Source organism: Mesorhizobium caraganae (assembly GCF_016836705.1).
GTDB lineage: Bacteria > Pseudomonadota > Alphaproteobacteria > Rhizobiales > Rhizobiaceae > Mesorhizobium > Mesorhizobium caraganae.
The window spans coordinates 1,025,699-1,042,720 of record NZ_JAFCGY010000001.1; the positions used below are offsets into that span (position 1 = coordinate 1,025,699).

The window sequence follows — 17,022 nt, forward strand, 5'->3', positions numbered from 1 at the left end:
CGTCACTCCGCCGCCTGAAGTTCAGGCCGCGCCGGCGTGTTGGCCAGCCGCTCGACAAGCCTTTTGCGCTCGCCGTCGGCCTTTTCGGCGCTGGCCTGCCGGACATGGCCGTAGCCGCGAATGAGCGCTGGCACCGAGGCCAGCGCCACGGCGACCTCGATCCTGCCTGGGGCAAGTGCTGCCGCGACAAGCTCGAGATCGGCCTCATAGCGGGCCAGAAGCTGTCGCTCCAAGCGTCGCTCGGCGCTGTAGCCGAACACATCGAAAGCCGTGCCGCGCAGGCCTTTCAGCGTCGCCAGCAGGCGAAAACCCTTCATCATCCACGGGCCGAAGTTCGATTTCTTCGGTTTGCCGTCATTGCCGCGCCTGCCCATGAGGGGTGGCGCCAGATGAAATTCGAGTTTTTCGTAGCTCTGGAACTGTTTTGACAGTTCCGTGGCGAAGGAGCCGTCGGTGTAGAGCCGCGCCACCTCATATTCGTCCTTGATCGCCATCAGCTTGAACAGGTTTTTTGCCGCCGCTTCGGTCACCGCGGTCGAGCCGGGCACGGCCTTTGCCTCGGCGGCACGCAAAACCGCCAGCTTTTCGGCATAGCGCCGGCCATAGGCGGCGTTCTGATAGGCGGTAAGGAAAGCGACGCGGCGGGCGATCACATCGTCCAGCGTCTCGGCGATCGGCGCGGCCTTGCCGGGCTGCGCGATGAGGCCGCGCACGAACTCCGGCTGATGCGCGGCGCGACGGCCCCATCGGAATGCGGCGATGTTCATCGCCACCGCTTCGCCGTTCAATTCGATAGCCTTTTCAACGGCTTCGGCCGGCAACGGCAGACCGCCATGCTGGAAAGCGAAGCCGAGCATGAACATGTTGGCGCCGAGCGAATTGCCGAACAATTGCGTGGCGGTTCCCGTCGCGTCGAAGAAATGCGCCTTGTCGTCGCCGGCGGCAGCGCGGATCGCCTTCTTCAGCCGCTCGATCGGCAGCGAGAAATCGGCCGAGCGGGCGAATTCGCCGGGCATGATCTCGGCGGTATTGGCAAGGAAGATGGTATGGCCTTCGCGCACCGCGCCAAGCACCTTCTTGGCGCCGGACACGACGAGGTCGCAGCCGAGCACCAGGTCGGCCTTACCTGCCGAAACGCGGATGGCATGAATATCGTCCGGGGTGCGGGCGATGCGGACATGGGTGAACACCGAACCGCCCTTCTGGGCGAGGCCGGCCATGTCGATCATACCGCAGCCCTTGTCCTCGAGATGGGCAGCCATGCCCAGCACCGCGCCGATGGTGACGACACCGGTGCCGCCGACGCCGTCGATGATCGCCGCCCAACCCTCGCTGCCGAGTGGGAATTCAGCCGGGACCGGCACGCCATCGAGCGGATCGGTCCGCCCGGCAATGCCTTCAGCCTTGCGGATCTTGGCGCCGTGCACGGTGACGAAGGAGGGGCAGAAGCCGTTGACGCACGAGAAATCCTTGTTGCAGCTGGACTGGTCTATTCTGCGCTTGCGGCCGAACTCGGTCTCGACCGGCTGGATCGAGACGCAGTTCGACTGCACGCCGCAATCGCCGCAGCCCTCGCAGACCAATTCGTTGATGAACACCCGCTTGTCGGGATCCGGGAAGGTGCCACGCTTGCGACGGCGGCGTTTTTCGGCCGCACAGGTCTGGTCGTAGAGCAGCACCGAGACGCCTTTGACGTCGCGCAGCTCGCGCTGGACGAGATCGAGGTCGTCGCGGTGATGGATGGTGGCACTGGCCGGGAATTCGGCCTTGCCGGCATATTTGTCCGGCTCGTCGGTGACGATGGCGATGCGCTCGACGCCTTCGGCACGCACTTGCCTTGCGATCATGTCCACCGTCAGGCCGCCCTCATGCGGCTGGCCGCCGGTCATGGCGACGGCGTCGTTGTAGAGGATCTTGTAGGTGATGTTGGCGTCGGTCGACAGCGCGAAGCGAATCGCCAGCGTGCCGGAGTGGTTGTAGGTGCCGTCGCCGAGATTCTGGAAAATGTGGTCGCGCTTGGAGAACGGCGCCTGGCCGACCCATTGCGCGCCCTCGCCGCCCATGGCGGTGAAGCCGACCGTGTTGCGATCCATCCACAGCGCCATGAAATGGCAGCCGATGCCGGCGGCAGCGATCGAGCCGTCGGGCACCTTGGTCGAGGAATTGTGCGGGCAGCCGGAGCAGAAGAACGGCGTGCGCGAACCAATATCGCTGGCATCGGCAAGCATCGCCTGGAACTGGCGCAGCTTCGCCACCTTCGCGGCGATCTCTTCCGAGGGACCGATGGTGCGCAGAATCCGCTCGCCCAGCGCAATGGCGATCTCGTTGGGGTCGAGCGCGCCCTTGGCCGGGAACAGCCAGTCGCCGCGCTCGTCCTTCTTGCCGACGATGGCCGGCTGGGTGGCGGTGCCATAGAGGTTTTCGCGCAGCTGCACCTCGATCAGCGAGCGCTTCTCCTCGACGACGACGATGGTGTCGAGGCCGCGGGCGAATTCGGAGATATGCTGCAGGTCGAGCGGCCACGGGCAGCCGACCTTGAACAGGCGGATGCCGATGCGGTTGGCGGCGGCCTCGTCGACGCCGATGTCTTCCAGCGCCTGTCGGACATCGAGATAACTCTTGCCCAGCGTGATGATGCCGAGCTTCGGCCTGCGGCCGCCGGAATAGACGATGCGGTTCAGCCCGTTGGCGTGGATGAAGGCGGACGCTGCGGCGCGCTTGTGCTCATGCAGCCGCTCCTCCTGGCCGAGCATGTCGATCTCATGGCGGATGTTGAGACCGCCGGGCGGCATGTCGAACTCCGGCACTACGATGTTCAGCCGTTCAAGCGCGGCATCGACGGAGGCCGTCGATTCGATGTTGTCCTTGACGCATTTGATCGCCGCCCATGTGCCGGCAAAACGCGACATGGCAAAGCCGTAGAGACCGTAGTCGATGACCTCCTGGACACCGGCCGGGTTGAGGATCGGCACCATGGTGTCGACGAACAGGAATTCAGTGGCATGCGCGTTGGTCGAAGATTCGGCCATATGGTCGTCGCCCATCAGAGCGAGCACGCCGCCATGCTTCGACGAGCCGGCGAGGTTGGCGTGGCGGAACACATCGCCCGAACGGTCGACGCCCGGGCCCTTGCCGTACCAGACCGAAAACACACCGTCATGCGTGCCTTCGCCCAACAATTCCGTTTGTTGCGAGCCCCAGCAGGCGGTGGCGGCAAGCTCCTCGTTGAGGCCGGGCTGGAAGACGATATCGGCTTGCGCCAGCTGCTTTTTCGCCCGCCACAGCTGCATGTCGAGGCCGCCGAGCGGCGAGCCGCGATAGCCGGAAACGAAGCCGGCCGTGTTGAGGCCGGCGCGGCGGTCGCGCTCGCGCTGCATCAACAGCATGCGGATGACCGCCTGCGCGCCGGATAGGAAGATGCGCTCCTTGCCAAGATCGAACTTGTCGTCGAGCGCGACGTCGTGCAGCGTCATCAGGCATTTCCTCTGCGGAGGCGGCAGCGGGGGGGCGCAGCCAACGTAGGAGTGAGATTGCGCAGTCTTTCTCCGCTTGCAAGGCAGGTCAAACGAAATCGAAAGTGCCAGGCAAAGCGGCAATGAACGGTCGCTCGTTATGCTGCTCCCGCACGAAACCGATCCTCAGCGGCTGTGCGGCGACCGAAAATTTCTACTGAGTCGCGTCGGGCAAAAACACGTCAGCCCTTCGAGCAATCAGGCTTGGGCTCGCCCGGCAGCTTGCCGTCGGGATGGCCGGCAAGGTCAGGATTGGCCGTATAGAGCTGGTCGACCACCAGCGGCCGGTCGGGCAGGATCGACTGGTCCTCCGTCGAGATCAGCGTGGTGTCGATCTTCTGCAGGAATGTGCCGTCAGGACCCCTGATGCTGATGGAGATCGCATAAGGCTTGTCCTTGACGATACAGGTCAGCGCCGGGCTCTCCAGGCTGACCTTGTCGAGCTTCGGCCAGACCTTCTGCTCGACCACCAGGGGAGGACCGCCGGCGGGGTTCTGGAAGCTGGCGACCGCCACCTGGCCCTCGCCCATCGGCTGCAGGGGCCGCAGCGTCACGACATAGGTCGCCCGGGCGAGACGGTAGTTGAAGACGACGACCTTGCCGGAAACCTCGAACAGCTTGCCATCGCCGCCGGTGTCGCGGCAGGCGCCGAGCGCGACGGCGGCAATGAGTGCTGCGCCGACAAGGATCGAACGAAAAAACCCCCTAGGCATTCTTGACCTCATGAGGCGCCGTGCGGCGGCGGCGATAGTGACGGCTTGCTTTCTGGCGGTTGCCGCATACCGCCATGTCGCACCAGAGGCGGCTGGAATTGCGGCTTCTGTCGACGAACAGCCAACTGCAATTGGGACAGACCCTGAGCCTGGCAACCGTATCGTCGCGCAGCAGCGACAAGGCTGAAACCGCCAGCGCCGCCTCAAAAGCGATCGGTGTCGCCGGATCGCCGAACGGCCTTCCCGGCGCGCCGATTTCAGCTGGGCTGTGCTCAAGACCGCCGGCGCAAGCCTTGAGAAAGACAGCCAGATCGTCGGCGGCAAGCGCACCTTTCGACACCGCGCCGCGAAACAGGCGGTCGGTCGTCTCGCGGATCGACAGAACCACGGGCGCGATCCTGTCCGGCGAGGCAGCCTCCAGCCGCCTGCCGCCAAGCTCGGCGCCGCGAAAGCCGGTGGCGGCCTCGGCAAAGCGCGCGATCTCGGCCGGATCGGCAAACCGGTCGAAGGTCTTTTCGGGATCGTTGCGCAGCACCACGGTGTTGGCCGTGTCGAGCGCAAGCATGCCGCCAGTGAAGCGATGCGGGGTCCAGGATACCGTCATATCAGAAATCTAACCGATAAATCGCGTTTGACAAGTTAGATTCCACGATGCAAACCTTGGCCCGGGCGCAGCCTCCGCTGCCTTTTTGTTTGAGCATGTCGTCGCCCCAAAACCGCTCTGCACTTTTGGGCGACATGCTCTGAGGTCTGTCTATGCTCTATTTCTTCCAGCAGATGCTGAACGGGCTGCATTCAGGCGCGCTCTATGCGCTGCTCGCCTTTGGCTACGTGCTGACCAACGGCATCCTGCATCGGACCAATCTCGCCTATGGTGCGCTGTTCGCCTTTTGCGGCCAGACGATGATCCTGACCGTGGCCTTCGGTTATCAGGTATTGTGGCTGACCTTGCTGGCGGCGGTGGTGCTCGGCGTCGTCACGGCTTTCCTCTACGCCGCACTGATCAGCCACGTGCTGTCGCGCAGCGTCTTCGAACCGCTGGCCGACCGTACGCCCAACGCGATTGTGGTGACGACGCTCGGCATTCTGCTGGTGCTGTCGGAAGCCAGCCGCATTGCCGCCGACACGCATGACTGGTGGCTGCCGCCGATGCTGGCGCAGCCCGTTGTTTTCGCGCAAGGCGCCGGCTTCCAGGCGACGCTGACTCTCATCCAGCTCATCGACTGCGCGATAGTACTGTCGGCAATCATGCTCGCCGCCTGGGCGTTCGCCCGCTCCGGCTTCGGCCGCCGCTGGCGCGCGGTCTCCGACGACCCCCACGCGGCCGCCTTGTGCGGCGTCGATGTGCGCAGGGTGTTCCGGCATGCGGTGCTGTTCAGCGGTTTCTGCGCCGCGCTGGCCGGCGTCATGGCCGGGCTCTACTACGGCAATGTCAGCTTCGGCTCCGGCCTCGTCTACGGGCTGAAAATCCTGTTTGTCACGGCAGTGGGCGGCTATCTCTCGCCGCCGCGGGCTGCGCTCGGTGCGGCCGCCTTCGGCATGGCGGAGTCGTTATGGGCCGGCTATTTCCCGATCGAATGGCGCGATGGCTGGATGTATCTGTTCCTGGTCGCAGCACTCGTGCTGATCGGTCCCGGCCGCGACCAGCAGAAGATCGCCTGATCGCCGCATCCGGCATCAGACTTTGGTTGCATGACGCAGCAGCCGGCCGGCACTTTATCCCCTGCCTCAAGTCACAACGGCGTTGATCGCGCCCCTGCCATGTTGACCCGCCGGACCACGCACGGCATACCGTTGGGCCACAGCGGCGCGGCGGAAAATAAGGGGAGCCGGCGCGCCTTCGACACAAGGGAGGAATGCATGGCAGGGCTGCTCGCTCTATCCAGAACGATTGACCGTATGAACGAGTTCATCGGCAGATGGATATCGTGGCTGATACTGCTGGCAATCCTGGTCAGCGCCGCCAATGCCGTCATCCGCAAGATGTTCGACATCTCGTCCAATGCCTGGCTGGAACTGCAGTGGTACCTGTTCGGCGCCGCCTTCATGCTGGCCGCCGCCTATACGCTGAAGCAGAACGACCACATCCGCATCGACATCGTCTACGGCATGTTCTCGCGCCGCGTGCAGCACTGGATCGACCTGCTCGGCCATCTGTTCTTCCTGATGCCGTTCGTGACGTTGATGGTGATCTATTTCGTGCCCTATGTGTCGCTGTCGTTTCGCAGCGGCGAGATGTCAAACAATTCCGGCGGCCTGATCATCTGGCCGGCAAAGGCGATCCTGCTCGTCGGCTTCTTCCTGCTGGCGCTGCAGGGCATCTCCGAGATCATCAAGAAGATCGCCATCATGCGCGGCGACATGGACGATCCCAATCCGTTCATATCGGCGCACGAACAGGCCGAGCTCGAGGCGAAAGCCCTTGCCGAAGAAGCCAAGGCGCTCGCCCAGGAGGCGCGCCCATGATCGAGTTCATCGCCCAGAACATGGCGCCGATCATGTTCGCCTCGCTGGTCATCTTCCTGCTGATCGGCTACCCCGTCGCTTTCTCGCTCGCCGCAAACGGCCTGATGTTCTTCTTCATCGGCGTCCTGCTGTCCCCCTATTCGGGCGGCTCGATCAACCTCGCCTGGCCGCTGCTGCACGCCTTGCCGGACAATTTCTACGGCAGCAGGGTGATGTCGAACGACACGCTGCTGGCCATTCCGTTCTTCACCTTCATGGGCATCGTGCTCGAACGATCCGGCATGGCGGAAGACCTGCTCGACACGATCGGCCAGCTGTTCGGGCCGATCCGTGGCGGGCTTGCCTATGCGGTGATCTTCGTTGGCGCGCTGCTGGCTGCCACCACCGGCGTGGTGGCGGCGTCGGTCATCGCCATGGGACTGATCTCGCTGCCGATCATGCTGCGCTATGGCTATGACCGACGGCTGGCATCGGGCGTGATTGCGGCATCCGGCACGCTGGCGCAGATCATCCCGCCGTCGCTGGTGCTGATCGTGCTCGCCGACCAGCTCGGCCGCTCGGTCGGCGACATGTATGCCGGCGCGCTGATCCCGGGCTTGGTCCTGACCGGCCTTTACACGCTCTACATCCTGATCATGTCGATCGTCCGGCCGAACTCCATGCCGGCACTGCCGCTGGCGGCCCGCACTCTCGGCCACGGCGTGCTGTCGCTGTTGGCGGCGCTGCTGGTGACAACAGCGGTCTCCTACGCTGCCTACCGCTATCTCGCGCCGGCACATGGCGACAATGCCGACATTCTGGGCGCGAGCGTTGGCGTGATCCTGATCTACATTGTGGCTATCGCCGACAAGGGCTTGAACATCAACATGATGTCCAGGCTGGCGCAGCAGGTGATCATCGTTTTGATCCCGCCGCTGGCCCTGATCTTCCTGGTGCTGGGCACCATCTTCCTCGGCATCGCCACGCCGACGGAGGGCGGCGCCATGGGCGCGGTCGGCGCCCTTGCCATGGCCGCGATGAAGGGGCGGCTGTCGCTGGATGTCATCAAGCAGGCGCTCGCCTCGACGACGAGGCTGTCGTCCTTCGTGCTGTTCATCCTGATCGGCGCGCGGGTGTTCTCGCTGACCTTCTATGGCGTCAACGGCCACGTCTGGGTCGAGCATTTGTTGACGTCGCTGCCGGGCGGCGAGGTCGGCTTCCTGATCGGCGTCAACATCCTGGTCTTCGTGCTCGCCTTCTTCCTCGATTTCTTCGAGCTCGCCTTCATCATCGTGCCGCTGCTGGCGCCGGCTGCCGACAAGCTCGGCATCGACCTGATCTGGTTCGGCGTGCTGCTCGGCGTCAACATGCAGACCTCCTTCATGCACCCGCCTTTCGGCTTTGCATTGTTCTACCTGCGCTCTGTCGCCGCCCGCGTGCCCTATCTCGACCGCCTCACCGGCAAGCAGATCGCGCCGGTGACCACCGGCCAGATCTATTGGGGCGCGGTGCCCTTCGTCTGTATCCAGGTGATCATGATCGGGCTGACCATCGCCTTCCCGCAAATGGTCATGCGCTACAAGGGTGCGGCCGTCGATCCGGGTACGATCGAGATCAAGTTGCCGGACATGCCAGGCCTTGCGCCTCTCGGCCCACCACCGCCAGCCGATGGCGGCGCATCACCCGCGGCGCCATCGTCGAACGATTTGTCGCAGCCACCGAACTTCGGCGAGACGCCACCCGCCAAGCCGGCGGCGCCGGCGACCGACCTGTCGCAGCCGCCGAACTTCAACTGATGGCCAGAGCGTTTCGCCGTTTAGCGGAAACGGCGAAACGCTCTATCTCTTTGTTTTGACGCAATTCCGGACGGAAAACCGCTTACACTTTTCCTGGAATTGCTCTGAGGGAGGACGTCATGAGAGCTGTGCGCTTGGAAGCCGTGGGTAGCATTGCGCTGCGGGAAGTGGACAAGCCCGTTGCGGGGCCGCAGGATGTCCTGGTGCGCATCGAAGCCTGCGGCGTTTGCGGCACCGACCGTCATCTCCTCCACGGCGAATTCCCTTCGAGCCCGCCGGTTACACTTGGTCACGAATTCTGCGGCATCGTCGAGGCTGTCGGAGAAGCGGTTTCCGGCATCGCCGTGGGCGACCGCGTCACCGGCGATCCCAACATCTCCTGCGGGCGCTGCAGTCATTGCCGGGCAGGCCGCGTCAATTTGTGCAGCAATCTCAGGGCCATCGGCATCCATCGCGACGGCGGCTTCGCTGACTATGTCGTGATGCCGCAGAGCCAGGCTTTCCTTCTGCCTGCGAACCTCAAGCCAACGCATGGCGCCTTCTGCGAGCCGCTGGCGTGCTGCCTGCATGCTGTTGACCTCGCCGGCATCAGGCCCGGCGCTTCCGTGGTGGTGCTCGGCGGCGGTGTCATCGGCCTGCTTGTTGTGCAACTGGCGAAACTAGCGGGCGCGGCGACCATCGTCCTGTCGACCAGGCAGGCGTCGCGCCGGGCGCTTGCCGAGGGGCTCGGCGCGACAGCAACCGTCGATCCGAGTTCCGTGGACGCCATCGACGCCATCGCCGGGCCGGTCGGGCTGGTACCCGGTGGGGTCGACGTGGTGCTGGAATGCGCCGGCGTGCTCGATACGGTGGAGCAATCGACGCAGCTGGCAAAGTCCGGTGGCACGGTTGTCATCGTCGGGGTCATGCCGCAGGGCGAGAAGGTAGCCTTCGAGCCCTTCGATGTGCTGTTTCGTGAGCTGAAGGTGCTGGGTTCCTTCATCAACCCTTTCACGCACCGGCGGGCCGCCGATCTCATCGCGTCTGGCGCAATCGAGGTCGACAGGCTGATCTCCAGGCAGGTGACGCTTGAAGAGGCGGCAGCGGTGATCGCAAATCCGGGTGCGCCCGGCGAAGTCAAGGTGCTGGTGGTGCCTGGAATAGGCTGAGGTGCAGGCCTCCGTCTTGCAACGTTGGCGATTGGCGAAGCCGTCGATGACAGCTTCCCTCTCCCCGTCACTATACGGGGAGAGGATGCCGGCAGGCAGGTGAGGGGCGGCGCCAATGTTGGATGGATAAAGCACGAGTTTGCGCTTCAGACCTCCACGCAGGCCCAGGCGATTCAGTCGCCTAAGCCTGCGCCGCCCCTCATCCGCCTCCCGGCACCTTCTCCCCGTATAGTGACGGGGAGAAGGGAACTAGCCTACAGCTTGCCGTTGCGCTGCTGGACCATCATGAAGGTGTCGTAATTGTACTCGGCCACCTGCGCCCAGAGATAGTGCTCCTTGCGGAAGCCCTTGATCGAGTCCCAGATCTTCTTGAACGGTGCGTTCGAGGCTTCCATCTCGGCGTAGACCTCGTTGGCCTTCTCGAAACAGGCGGCCATGATGTCCTGGCTGAACGGACGCAATTTCGCGCCCCCGGCCACCAGCCGCTTCACCGCCGCAGGATTGAGATAGTCGTATTTCTGCAGCATGTTGGCATCCGCCGCCTGCGCGGCGGTGTGCACCAGCGACTTGTAGGCAGGCGAAAGCTCTTCGTATTTCGCCTTGTTGAACAACAGATGGACGGTCGGGCCGCCTTCCCACCAGCCGGGATAGTAGTAGTAGGGCGCGACCTTGTAGAAGCCGAGCTTCTCGTCGTCGTAGGGGCCGACCCATTCGGCGGCGTCGATCGTGCCTTTTTCCAGTGCCGGATAGATGTCGCCGCCGGCGATCTGCTGCGGCACGACACCCAGCTTCGAGACGACTTTGCCGGCAAAGCCACCGATTCGCATCTTGAGGCCGGAAAGGTCGGCGACGGTGTTGATCTCCTTGCGGAACCAGCCACCCATCTGCACGCCGGTGTTGCCGCCGGGCAGGCCGAAAAGGCCTTGCGTAGCGAGGAACTCGTTGAACAGGTCGATGCCGCCGCCATGGTAATGCCAGGCATTCATGCCACGCGCGTTGAGCGAGAACGGCACTGCCGCACCGAGCGCCCATGTAGGGTCCTTGCCCCAGTAATAGTATGACACCGTGTGGCAGGCCTCGACGGTGCCGGCAGTGGTGGCGTCGGCGGCCTGCAGGCCGGGCACGAGTTCGCCGGAAGCAAAGACTTGGACCTGGAAATTGCCGTCTGTCGCCTCCGACAGCATCTTGGAGAAGACTTCCGCGCCGCCATAAATCGTGTCGAGCGACTTGGGGAAGGACGACGCCAACCGCCACGTCACTTTCGGATTTGACTGGGCGATTGCCGGCGCGGCAAGCGTGGCGGCAGCCGCCGCGGCGCCCACGCCGGTGACCCCTGCCTTGCGGATGAATGAACGACGATCCATGCAGTTCCTCCCTATTGGACCAACAAACCGACATCAGGGACATCTCCTCACGCCCCGGCATCGGTTTGGCCGAAACAATACACGGGCAAGGGGTCGAGTCCAGCATGGCAGCGGGATTTGACGGCGGCGCTGGTGACAAATCCGCAGGCTTGGCGCCCGGCCTGCAACTATAGTCTAACGTTTATGGCGTGGCCCATGCGAGACAACGAAACTTGCCATGGAAAAGCGCCTTCGGATCGCCTATTTTGCAGGCATAATAGCTATTCGCTTCGCGCCAAAGGGAATCCGGACCCAAAATGCACCAGCCGCTCGTCGCCATCTCGACCGACGTCCGTCAGTTCGACAACTACACCTGGCATGCCGCCCCGCAGCAATATATCGAGGCGGCACTTTCCGGCGCCGGCGTGTTCCCGCTTCTGGTGCCGTCCTTCGGCGACCGGCTCGATTTCGACGAGCTGCTGTCGTCGGTCGACGGCGTCATGGTCACGGGCTCGAAGTCCAACGTGCATCCCTCGCTCTATGGCGGCGACGCCAGCGAGGCCAACGGCCCCTACGATCCGGCCCGCGATGCCACCACGCTGCCCTTGATCCGCAAGGCGATCGAGCGCGGCGTGCCGCTGCTTGCCATCTGCCGCGGCATCCAGGAATTGAACGTGGCGCTGGGCGGCACACTGGGCACCGAGATCCAGGAGCGCGAAGGTTCGCTCGACCATCGCGCGCCGGTGAGCGACAACCAGGACGAACGCTTCGCCATCCACCAGACCATTTCGATCAAGCCCGGCAGCTGCCTGGCCGGTGTATTCGGCGCCGGCGACATCAAGGTCAACTCGCTGCACCGCCAGGGGATCGACCGGCTTGGCTCCAAGTTGCAGGTCGAAGCGGTGGCCGGCGACGGCACGGTCGAGGCGGTTTCGGTGAAGGATGCCCGCGCCTTTGCCGTGGGCGTGCAATGGCACCCCGAATACTGGGTCAAGTCGGACAGCAACTCGGCCAAGATTTTCCGCGCTTTCGGCGATGCGGTGCGCCTGCATGCCGCGGCGAAAGCCGGCGCGCGGGCTGCGGCCGAATAATCGATCGTATCAGTTGCCGGATTGATCTGGGCTGTCGGTTGTCGCCAACGACAGCAGCGGCAAGGCCGGCGCGTAGGATTCGTAGCCATCGCCGTCGGCAACCGAGAAGGTGACGATCGGGTCGATGCCGTCGGCACTGAAAGCCACCGTGCCGTCCTGCTCCTCGCGCCAGAATTTCGCCCGCTCAATGCCGGGCAGCAGCCGGCGGCAATTCGGCGCCACCGTCAACAATAAAAGGCCATCGTTAATCGCGGCGCCGCGGGTGACCGCGCAGTCGCCTTCGTCGCCATTGGCGACCAGCCTGAAGCTGGTGGACGGCATGACCTCGTCGGCAGCGCTTTGCCCAGCGCCACCGTGAAACAGCTGAACGCCGCCGAACAGCGCCGCCGCGGCGGTCAATACGGAAAGTGTCTTCATTCTGGTATTCATCCACGCATACGCGCCCCGGATGAATAATCATTTCGAAGGGTTAAGCTGACGTTAATAAATGTGGCCGTCGCGCCCCGGCGTTAACCGGATGCCTTCACATGGGCAGTCTCCGGCACCGGCGTCAGCGGCCGGCGCTCGCTGAACCAGGACACCAGATTGTCGACGCACAGGTCCGCCATGGCGCGGCGCGTGTGGTGCGAGGCCGAACCGACATGCGGCAACAACGAGGTGTTGGGCGCTTCGAGCAAGGCCTTGGGCACATTCGGTTCGTCGGCAAAGACGTCGAGCCCGGCGGCGGCGATGACGCCGTTCGCAAGGGCCGTCGCAAGAGCCGGCTCGTCGACCGTGCTGCCGCGGCCGATGTTGACGAACACACCATTGGCGCCAAGCGCGGTCAGGATTTCGGCATTGACCGCCTTTTCGGTGGAAGCGCCGCCCGGCACCACGGAAATCAGCGTGTCGACCGCTTCGGCAAGGCCCTTCAGCGTCGGGTGGTACTGGTAGGCGAGACCTTCAACCTTGCGCCGGTTGTGGTAGGCGACCGGCAGCCCGAACGCTTCCAGCCTGCGCGCAATGGCCAGGCCGATGCGGCCCATGCCGAAAATGCCGACATGACGGCCGCGCAAGGTCAGCCGGCTCAGCGGATAGTTGCCCTTCTTCACCCAGCTGCCGTCGCGCAGCCATTTCTCGGCGGTGTACAGTTCGCGCACGGTGTTGAGCAGAAGGCCGATCGTGGTGTCGGCGACCTCCTCGGTCAGAACATCGGGCGTGTTGGTGACCATGATGTTTTTCTTGGCCGCGTGAACGGCATCCACCGAATCGTAGCCGACACCGAAGGAGGCGATGAGTTCGAGCTTGGGCAAAGCATCCATCAGCGCCGCATTGACGCCGGCGAAGGAGGCAATGGCGCGCACGTCACGGCGCATTTCGTCGGTGACCAGCGCGGGATCGGCGCGTTCGATCTTGACCCGTCTGAAGGTGCGGTCGATGCGCTCGACCGCATGGTCGTTGAAATGCCCCGGCACCAGAACGGCGACGGAGTTCAATTGTTCGGCCTTGGTCATACACGCTCCACCGGCTTGCCGGTCGACTGGCGCACATGCAGTTCCGGCTTGATCAGTTCCTGCGACGGCCGTACCGCCTGTCCGTTCAACTTGTCGAGCAGCGCGCTGGCGGCGCGGCGGCCGACCTCGCGCTGGCCGTTCCAGACGGTGGTGAGTGCCGGTGTCGCGATTGCCGCCTCCTCGAGATCGTCATAGCCGGTGACCGAGATATCGGCGCCAGGCACCAGGCCCGCGCGGGCAATGCCGTTCATCAGGCCGATGGCGACGAGATCATTCCAGCAGCAGGCGGCGGTTGGCTTGTCTTTGAGCGCCAAAAACTGTCCAGCCGCCTCGAATCCGCCCTGTTTTGTGCGCGGGCCGGGAATGCGCCAGGACGGCCTGACTTCCAGTCCGGCCGCTTCCATGGCGTTGAGGTAACCCTGATAGCGGTCGCGTCCAGTCGAGGTCTGGTCGGTGCCGCCGATCATGGCGATGCGCTTGTGGCCGAGCGAGATCAGATGATTGGTGGCAAGTGCTGTGCCGTAGGCATCGTCGCCGCGAAACACCGGCACGTCGGCGCCTTCCACGGTGCGCGCGATCAGCACCGCCGGCAGGCCGTTTTCCTCTGCCATGACGATGTCGGAGGCCGGTGTGCCGATCGCCGGCGACATGATGACGCCATCGGCGCCAAGCTGCAGCAGCGTGTCGATGAAGGTGCGCTGCTTTTCCAGCTGGTCGTAGTGGTTGGACAGGATGAAGGTCTGCCGGCTGCGGTCGAGCTCGCTCTCGATTGAGCGCAGGATCTCGGCAAAGAACGGGTTCATGATGTCGTGCACAACGACGCCGACAATACCCGAACGCGAGGTGCGCAGCGAGGCGGCGCGGCGGTTGTAGATATAGCCGATGGCGCGGGCATGTTCCTTGATGCGGTCGCGCGTGGCGCCGGCGACCAGCGGGCTGTCGCGCAATGCGAGCGAGACCGTTGCCGTGGACACGCCAAGCGCATCCGCGATCGTCGAAAGCTTGATCTTCTGTGCCAGTCCTTCGCTCCCCGAGTTTTTTAAATTTTTTAAATGCGGCGTTATGCCATCGGATTCGGAGCAAATCAAAGTTTTTTCGCCAGCGCCTCCGCCTCGACGTCGACAGTCGTGCGATTGCGCAGCCGCAGACGGTGCTCGCGATGGATGATGTAGAGGCCGCTGGCGACGATGATTGCCGCGCCAACCAGCGTCCAGCGGTCGGGGAACTGGTGGAAGATGATCCAGCCGGACAGGATCATCCAGACCATTTGCGAATAGGGGTACGGCGCCAGCGCCGTGGTGGTCGCCAGGCGGTAGGCCTGCACCAGAAGCCAGTGGCCGCCGGCGCCGAACACGCCCAGCATCACCAGGATGAACCAGTGCCAGCCATCCTGCGGCAGCGCGTGCGAGAACGGCAACATGGGTAAAAGCAGCACGGCCGGCGCCAGCGCCGAAAACAGGATCAGGCTTTCCGAGCTTTCGCTGGCCGACATCCGCCGCGTCATGATGACGTAAAAGCTGTTCGACAGCATCGAGCCGAGGGCGAAGAGATGTCCGACGCCGAACACGCCGACGCCCGGCCTTGTGATGACCAGCACGCCGACAAAGCCCGACAGGATCGCCAGCCAGCGCCGCCACCCCGCCCATTCGCCAAGCAGCGGTCCGGCAAGGGCGGTGATCACCATCGGGCCGAAGAAATAGATCGAGGTGGTCTCGGCCAGTTGCAGCGTCTTGAGCGCCATGACGTTGCACATGGTCGAGCCGAACAGCAGCCCGCCGCGCAGGATATGGGCCGACAGATTGTTGGCGCGGAAGCGCGACGGTTCGCGCCAGCCGCGCAGAAAGACGCCGACAAGCAGGACATGGACGGTGAAGCGCGCCCAGGCGACGATCAGGGCCGAGACGCCGGCCAGCACCAGATATTTGCTCGATGTGTCGAGGAAGGTGAAAAACACATAGGTCGAAAGCATGAACAGCATCGCCGCGGGCGGTGTTGCGCTTTCGTCTGATCTTGCGGGAACGTTCAATGTCAGGCCGGGCAGGGAGGATAGAGCCTACCTTTGCGGCAATCGCCTGTGCCCGGCAAGCCAAAAGCGACTGGCACAACAGGCACGGCGCACAGGCTCAGCGCACTGCACCCCAGCTGCCTACGAATTAGGCATGCATGCGGGCGCCTTTGGTGATCTTGTCGACGAGTTTCTTGTCGGCACGCAACCCTATGCCGACGATCCTTGCGTCCTCCGGGGCGAATTCGGCAAAGACGGCGCGGTTGGCCGCATCAAAGCCGGTGGCAAACATCTCTTCGACATAGGCTGACGTCGTCACGCCGCGTTCCAGCGCCCTCCCGTGGATGGCATTGAGCGTCGACCCATCGGCCGAAAGCACGATGACCGGCTGGATCGACAGCGGATTGTAGAGATTGCCGGCTCGGTCGCGATAGGGTTCGCCGATGATGTCAGGGAATTGCGCGACGATGCCGCTGGTCAGGAACGCGGTGACGTTGAGCTTCTGCCAGCCCGCGAGATCGTCCCTCAGCACGATTGCAAATTTTGTATCGAACACCAAAATGAGGACTCCGGAAGTTGGCCCGCAAAGGGCAGGATAGGCGATGGCGCAGGGTCTAAACGGTGAGGCGGCACAAGGTCTTGAACGTTCGTGCGCGGATGAGGACCGGATCGTTTCAGCGCCGGGCAGCACCGGCATCGAGCGCATTGAGGCGCATTTCCATGGCAACGCCTTCGACCTGCACCGCCACGACACGCTTGCCGTCGGCGTGACGCTTTCCGGTGTGCAGCGCTTCCACTATCGCGGCGTCGTGAACCATAGCCTGCCCGGCCAGGTGATCGTGCTGCATCCCGACGAAATGCACGATGGTGGCGCCGGTACCGAGGATGGCTTGCGCTACCGGATCCTCTACCTGGAGCCGTCGCTGCTGCTCGACTGCCTCGACGGCGCGCCGCTGCCTTTCGTCGGGGATGCGGTGGTGAGCGATCCTGCCTTGCGCGGCACGTTGCTATCGGCCTTGGCGCCGCTCGATGAAGAACTGGACGGGCTTTTCGTCGCCGATTTCGTTGCGGAGCTGGCGCAGCATCTCGGGCGTCATGCCGGACAGTCGGCAAAGCCGATGGGAAAGACGGCCTGGCGCGCCGCGGCACTGGATCGAGACTATCTTGAGAAGAATGCCGAGCGGCCCGTCCGTTCCGACGAGCTGGAGGCGATCACCGGGCTCGACCGCTATGCGCTGTCACGCCATTTCCGCGCGACCTATTCCACCAGCCCGCATCGTTTCCTGCTGATGCGCCGGCTGCAAAAGGCAAGAAGGATGATCGCGGCGGGCGAGCCGCTGGCCGAGATCGCCGTTGGCGCCGGCTTCAGCGACCAGAGCCATTTCAACAGACATTTCAAGAAAGCATACGGCCTGACGCCCGGCCGCTGGTCGGCATTGGTGCGCGGACCTTCGGTGGCGGCTTAGCTCAAGACGT

The 17,022-nt window shown here is 63.9% G+C and carries 15 protein-coding genes; 6 read left to right on the forward strand and 9 right to left on the reverse strand.

Annotated features, from left to right (window positions below; all coding sequences use genetic code 11):
* Positions 1 to 2 precede the first annotated feature (2 nt).
* The 3 genes from JQK88_RS05100 to JQK88_RS05110 all read right to left on the reverse strand — a co-directional run bounded on the left by JQK88_RS05100 (position 3) and on the right by JQK88_RS05110 (position 4,829).
* Positions 3 to 3,473, reverse strand: coding sequence for an indolepyruvate ferredoxin oxidoreductase family protein (locus tag JQK88_RS05100; protein ID WP_203277658.1), 3,471 nt, complete (start codon positions 3,471 to 3,473; stop codon positions 3 to 5).
* Between the two features lie 221 nt (positions 3,474 to 3,694).
* Positions 3,695 to 4,225 carry a hypothetical protein gene (locus JQK88_RS05105; RefSeq protein WP_376740371.1) on the reverse strand — a complete coding sequence of 177 codons (531 nt, stop codon included), beginning with the start codon at positions 4,223 to 4,225 and terminating at the stop codon, positions 3,695 to 3,697.
* Complete coding sequence (locus tag JQK88_RS05110; RefSeq protein WP_203277659.1) at positions 4,218 to 4,829, reverse strand: CGNR zinc finger domain-containing protein; 612 nt, start codon at positions 4,827 to 4,829, stop codon at positions 4,218 to 4,220. The genes JQK88_RS05105 and JQK88_RS05110 overlap by 8 nt, the downstream gene beginning before the upstream one ends.
* Before the next feature lie 152 nt (positions 4,830 to 4,981).
* On the opposite strand from JQK88_RS05110, the gene JQK88_RS05115 reads away from it, so the two are divergent.
* From JQK88_RS05115 to JQK88_RS05130, 4 genes are all read left to right on the forward strand, one after another.
* Positions 4,982 to 5,887, forward strand: coding sequence for a branched-chain amino acid ABC transporter permease (locus JQK88_RS05115; RefSeq protein ID WP_203277660.1), 906 nt, complete (start codon positions 4,982 to 4,984; stop codon positions 5,885 to 5,887).
* 198 nt (positions 5,888 to 6,085) lie between these two features.
* On the forward strand, positions 6,086 to 6,691 hold the full coding sequence (locus JQK88_RS05120; RefSeq protein ID WP_203277661.1) for a TRAP transporter small permease subunit: 606 nt from the start codon (positions 6,086 to 6,088) through the stop codon (positions 6,689 to 6,691).
* Positions 6,688 to 8,466: a TRAP transporter large permease gene (locus JQK88_RS05125; protein ID WP_203277662.1), complete on the forward strand. Its 1,779-nt coding sequence runs from the start codon at positions 6,688 to 6,690 to the stop codon at positions 8,464 to 8,466. Before JQK88_RS05120 ends, JQK88_RS05125 begins: the two co-directional genes overlap by 4 nt.
* Positions 8,467 to 8,585: 119 nt before the next feature.
* On the forward strand, positions 8,586 to 9,614 hold the full coding sequence (locus tag JQK88_RS05130) for a zinc-dependent alcohol dehydrogenase family protein (protein ID WP_192255074.1): 1,029 nt from the start codon (positions 8,586 to 8,588) through the stop codon (positions 9,612 to 9,614).
* 254 nt (positions 9,615 to 9,868) lie between these two features.
* On the opposite strand, the gene JQK88_RS05135 is transcribed toward JQK88_RS05130, so the two are convergent.
* The gene (locus JQK88_RS05135) at positions 9,869 to 10,978 is read right to left on the reverse strand and encodes a TRAP transporter substrate-binding protein (protein WP_142867874.1); all 1,110 of its coding nucleotides are present in this window, start codon (positions 10,976 to 10,978) and stop codon (positions 9,869 to 9,871) included.
* A 296-nt stretch (positions 10,979 to 11,274) separates the two neighbouring features.
* Between JQK88_RS05135 and JQK88_RS05140 the strand changes: the two genes are divergently transcribed.
* Positions 11,275 to 12,048, forward strand: a complete 774-nt coding sequence (locus JQK88_RS05140; protein ID WP_112563764.1) for a gamma-glutamyl-gamma-aminobutyrate hydrolase family protein — start codon at positions 11,275 to 11,277, stop codon at positions 12,046 to 12,048.
* Positions 12,049 to 12,057: 9 nt separating this feature from the next.
* On the opposite strand, the gene JQK88_RS05145 is transcribed toward JQK88_RS05140, so the two are convergent.
* The 5 genes from JQK88_RS05145 to JQK88_RS05165 form a co-directional block, all read right to left on the reverse strand.
* Positions 12,058 to 12,465 (reverse strand): hypothetical protein, encoded by a 408-nt coding sequence (locus JQK88_RS05145; RefSeq protein ID WP_203277663.1) that lies wholly within the window; start codon positions 12,463 to 12,465, stop codon positions 12,058 to 12,060.
* Positions 12,466 to 12,557: 92 nt separating this feature from the next.
* Positions 12,558 to 13,541 (reverse strand): 2-hydroxyacid dehydrogenase, encoded by a 984-nt coding sequence (locus JQK88_RS05150; protein WP_203277664.1) that lies wholly within the window; start codon positions 13,539 to 13,541, stop codon positions 12,558 to 12,560.
* Complete coding sequence (locus JQK88_RS05155; protein WP_112563795.1) at positions 13,538 to 14,560, reverse strand: LacI family DNA-binding transcriptional regulator; 1,023 nt, start codon at positions 14,558 to 14,560, stop codon at positions 13,538 to 13,540. The genes JQK88_RS05150 and JQK88_RS05155 overlap by 4 nt, the downstream gene beginning before the upstream one ends.
* 65 nt (positions 14,561 to 14,625) lie before the next feature.
* A complete protein-coding gene (locus JQK88_RS05160; protein ID WP_192255064.1) occupies positions 14,626 to 15,510 on the reverse strand; it encodes a DMT family transporter in 885 nt (294 codons plus the stop codon).
* Positions 15,511 to 15,694: 184 nt separating this feature from the next.
* A complete protein-coding gene (locus JQK88_RS05165; RefSeq protein ID WP_192255062.1) occupies positions 15,695 to 16,102 on the reverse strand; it encodes a DUF2000 family protein in 408 nt (135 codons plus the stop codon).
* A 46-nt stretch (positions 16,103 to 16,148) separates the two neighbouring features.
* Here JQK88_RS05165 and JQK88_RS05170 point away from each other — a divergent pair, with 46 nt between their 5' ends.
* Entirely contained in the window at positions 16,149 to 17,012 is an 864-nt protein-coding gene (locus JQK88_RS05170; RefSeq protein ID WP_203277665.1) for an AraC family transcriptional regulator, read from the forward strand.
* Positions 17,013 to 17,022 lie beyond the last annotated feature (10 nt).